The sequence below is a fragment of the uncultured Campylobacter sp. genome (assembly GCF_937997465.1).
Classification (GTDB): Bacteria; Campylobacterota; Campylobacteria; order Campylobacterales; family Campylobacteraceae; genus Campylobacter_A.
Genome location: NZ_CALKTQ010000031.1, coordinates 1 through 3,940 on the forward strand (window position 1 = coordinate 1; position 3,940 = coordinate 3,940).

Annotated in this window: 4 protein-coding genes; 2 read left to right on the forward strand and 2 right to left on the reverse strand. The window is 35.0% G+C overall.

The window, feature by feature from the left end; genetic code table 11:
• Window positions 1–127: 127 nt before the first annotated feature.
• Both Q0546_RS00860 and Q0546_RS00865 read left to right on the forward strand, forming a co-directional pair.
• On the forward strand, window positions 128–394 hold the full coding sequence (locus Q0546_RS00860; RefSeq protein WP_298789665.1) for a transposase: 267 nt from the start codon (window positions 128–130) through the stop codon (window positions 392–394).
• 351 nt (window positions 395–745) lie between these two features.
• Window positions 746–1,057, forward strand: a complete 312-nt coding sequence (locus Q0546_RS00865; protein ID WP_298789671.1) for a transposase — start codon at window positions 746–748, stop codon at window positions 1,055–1,057.
• Window positions 1,058–1,120: 63 nt separating this feature from the next.
• On the opposite strand, the gene Q0546_RS00870 is transcribed toward Q0546_RS00865, so the two are convergent.
• Both Q0546_RS00870 and Q0546_RS00875 read right to left on the reverse strand, forming a co-directional pair.
• Window positions 1,121–1,378, reverse strand: a complete 258-nt coding sequence (locus tag Q0546_RS00870) for a hypothetical protein (protein ID WP_298789667.1) — start codon at window positions 1,376–1,378, stop codon at window positions 1,121–1,123.
• A gap of 1,326 nt (window positions 1,379–2,704) precedes the next feature.
• Window positions 2,705–3,940 (reverse strand): AAA family ATPase (locus tag Q0546_RS00875; RefSeq protein WP_298789669.1); only part of this gene is annotated, 1,236 nt, incomplete at its 5' end.

Here is a 3,940-nt window from a genome sequence, read left to right on the forward strand (position 1 = left end):
GTAAATTAAGATAAGTTTAATACATATATATGTATAATAAATATATAAAAATATAGGGAATAGATATGGCATAACATTTTTACTATCGGCTGAAGCTCGCAATCTATCTCTTATTAAAATTGCAAAGATGAACGATTTTCAGGCCATTGCAACTTTTGGGCAAGTTCGTTGGTTTGAAACCAAAGGCAACCCGGTGTGTCCTTGCTGCGGCAGTGGCGGCAAAATTTACTTCATAGCCTCTCGCAAGCAGTTTAAATGTAAAGAGTGCACTAGCTTCTTTAGTGTTACTAGTGGCACGATTTTTCACGGGCATAAACTACCGCTTCAAACTATTCTTATGGATTTGTTAATGCCGCTAAATGAATTTCAGCACTACAACTCTCTCGCGACTTAGACGTTCAATATAAAACCGCTTGGGTATTACTGCATAAAATTCGCGAAAGCTTAATGGATTATGATAGCTTACGTCCGTTTCAAGGCGTAGTCGAAATGGACAGAGTGTATGTTAACGGCTATATAGGTTAGAAAAAAGAATAGATCGCAGAAAGGCATACAAGCCTAATAAACGAGTGGTTATATCGCTCAGGCAAAGAAACGAATTCGGTATTCGGTATCGGAGCAAATCGCACGAGAACTTTTATTTTAAAAAGCGAAAACCCGATAGAGCTTAGTCGTATAGCTCATAGATTTATCGCAAGAGGCAGCGAAGTGCACACGGACGAGAATATCGGATATTCAAATTTTTATCGCTCATTACGATCACAGAGTGGTTAATCATGCCGTAGAGTATTGCGGTATAAACGGAGAAAACAACAATCAAAGCGAAAGCTACAACTCAATGTTTCGCAGACTTCAATACGGACAATGCCATAAATTAGGCACGTTGTATCTGTCAAACTATGCTAATGAGATAGCTTACCGAGAGGATACAAGGCGATTTAACAACGGCTTTATCTTTAGAGATATTTTAAAAAAGTGCTTAGACAGTGAAATTTCAAACGAATTCTGCGGTTATTGGCAAGGCAATCATAGAGTAGCCGAGAGATTAGGCATTTAGAATTTTTATACAATATTGTTTTTGTGTCGTTTGTAATACGGCATTCTATTACGTCTTGACGGACTAAACTAAAACGGTATAAATTCCGCCGTATATCGATTTATGAAGCTCTTGCGGTAGAGCTTTTGCTTTCATTGCATACTCTGTTAATTCATTTATATCGACATTATCGTTGCTTTTTATATACTCTATAACAAGCTTTGTTAACTCTTTGTGCTTAAAATATCTTTCTCTCGTTTTCTTGGGTGCTATTTTTCTTAAGTCGTAGTTCAGATCAAATATCTTTATGCTTTTTGAGATAGTTGAAATTTCATCTCTCACTTCTTTGATAGCTTCTTGATATGATTTGATCTTGCCTTGAAGATCTGTGTGTTTAGCTACTAAAGCCTATATTACGTGAGATTCTGCCATATTTTTCCCTTTTTACCGCAATTGTTATATGCGATTAATATGGCTAGAATTTTATCTGATTACTTTATAGAAGTTGGTTACGGTTGCTACATAATACCGATAATTTGCCCAATTTGAAAATATGTTCTTACCCCATATCTCTTTAAGATGAAAGGCTAAAATCATCACTACCGCCAAAATATGACGTGTTTGAGTGCTATTAAGCGCGGAGAATCTTATCTAAGGCTCAAGACAAGTTAAAGATTTTTAGCCGTGACTTCGTCTTGCTACTTATAAGACTTCGTGTCAATTTCAATAGTTTCTAATACAAATTATCCTGTGTAGTTTTATATTATATCTAAACTATACTTCACTATACCCACAGCTGCATTTTTAAAAGTTACAAATACAGTGAAGTAGGGCAGAATACATTTCTTTAGACATGGTAGAAAATATTTTTCTCTTAGTTTTTTGCAATGGCTACACTGAAAAACCATTATTAAGACATTTTATGAAGCATTATGGCTCATTAAAATCCAGAATATGTCAGGACAATGGCAATAAAATAGATGTGGCAGGGGGGAGAGGATGGTTTTTAATAGCAACAAGAATATAAATCCTCCAATAAAAAAGTAGGTGCAGGCATCATAAATCATCAAAAAAGTCAAAAATATAGATTGAATTTACCAATCAAGCGTTGCCCTATTTTTACTGAACTACAAAGACTAGAAGGCAAAAGGGCTTTGGGGGCAGAAAGATGTTATTGGTGTTATTGTAAAGAAACACAAGCGCCTTGAAAAAACAATAGCAGTCAACTTCAATATATTAAATCTGCCATTATGATTGTTAATGGTTACATATTGAAAAATAGTAAATACAGTGGAGCAGAGTTTAGGCATAATAGTATCAAAAAATACTAATGAATTTTATTGTAGGTTAGTAAAAAATATAAAATAGTTTGAAAAGTGAGATTTTCAATATAATAACTAATAAATGCCCTAAAGTAGGGGCTTTTTAGCTTGATATTCGGTATTTTTAGTTAGGTTCAAGATAAGTTAAAAACTTTCAAAGGATAGTGTATCTTATTTTGCAATAAATGAAGTGTAGCTAAGCACAAGCGCACATTAAATGAGAGTGTGCAAATTTATATTGCTAGAAAGCTTACAATATGTTAGTTGACTACAAAGCCAAATCTCATTATAGAATAAAACACTCAATAACTAGGCTACGTCCATTGCTTTACAAGAGGCAAAACGCCTAATATAAAAACCCAAATAGCCACAGCGGGATTTTATTGCCACTTCCAACTTCTATATCGTCGGCTACTACGTACGAGTTTTGTACGTCCTTGATCTGCTCAAAGCTCTTTTTGGTTCTGCCCGCCTCAAAGGTAAATTTATCATCTACGATGAAGTCGCCTTGCTTGTTCAACATAAGCAAATCTGTTTGAAATTTTCCGGCCTTATAGGCGCTTATTTGATTTATGAAAAAGCTCTCTCTCAAGCTTCCGATATTAGGCGAGATACTTAAGGTATAAGCTAGGTTCGTATTGCTTAAGTAAATTTTATCCGGCTTTAATATGGCGTTATATCCCCTACTTTTACTAGTTAAATTTATTATAAGACCTGCGCTTTGCATATATCTTAGGTATTCGATAAGAGTAGGCCTAGATATTTCGCACGCCCTCGCAAGCTCGCTTATATTTGGGCTAAAAGGAACGCTTTGACTTAGTAAAAACAGTAGCTTTTTTAGCTTATCTATATTTGCGTAGTTTAGCGAGCAAACATACGGGATGTCGCTTTGCAATACTTGATTTATTACGCCCGTTAGTTTAGAGTAAAAGCCTATTTTATCGTTTGCAAACGGATATGCTCCGTGAGTTAGATAGTCTTTAAAATATATGAACGGCTTAAATTTGCCAGTTAAATTTACGGCTATTTCATAGTGATTTTCCAAAATTTCATCTAGGCTATATTTTTTGTATTCGCTTTTTAAATTTAGATTTAAAAACTCTCTAAAAGACATGTTGTTTAGATGATACTTTACCGCTCTCCTGCTTAGATCGGCCCCGTTTATATCAAGCTCTAGCATAGACGAACCCGTGATTACGAGTTTTAGATTGCTTTGGTCTATGATGGTTTTTATATGAGACGACCAATCTTTTAGCTTGTGTATCTCGTCTATCAAAAGTAATTCGCCGCCCACTTTTTCGAAGTCGAGCGCGAATTCATAAAGAGACGTCGCCGCAAATAAAGGATTATCCATGCTTATATAAAGGGCTTTTTGCGAAGCTTGGAAATTTTGTTTTAGGTATTGTAATATTAACGTCGTTTTACCAACGCCGCACTGCCCTAATATCATTACGGCTTGTTCGCTAAAATCTATATCGTCGTAAAGATATCTTTTAAAATCAAGCTTCACTTTTCTTAGATAGTTTTGCTGCTCATTAAAGAATCTCGTAAAGTCCATATACGTTCTTTTATTTAAAATTGT